We start from the raw sequence: 299 nt of genomic DNA on the forward strand, positions 1-299 counted from the left end.
TTTTGTCAACGGCAGTCACATTAGAGTTCCCACCTTTACGTGCTGGCAACTAATCTTAGGGGTTGCGCTCGTTGCGGGACTTAACCCAACATCTCACGACACGAGCTGACGACAACCATGCACCACCTGTCTCTCTGTTACCCCGAAGGGTAAGGAGCATATCTCTATGCTTTTCAGAGGATGTCAAGCCCTGGTAAGGTTCTTCGCGTTGCGTCGAATTAAACCACATACTCCACCGCTTGTGCGGGCCCCCGTCAATTCCTTTGAGTTTCAGTCTTGCGACCGTACTCCCCAGGCGG

The 299-nt window shown here is 52.5% G+C and carries 1 rRNA gene; it reads right to left on the bottom strand.

The features are described from left to right. Positions 1 to 299, bottom strand: a 16S ribosomal RNA gene (locus P6N53_RS18585); the annotation flags it as partial.

Source organism: Desulforamulus aquiferis (genome assembly GCF_030577015.1).
GTDB classification, from domain to species: Bacteria; Bacillota; Desulfotomaculia; order Desulfotomaculales; family Desulfotomaculaceae; genus Desulfotomaculum; species Desulfotomaculum aquiferis.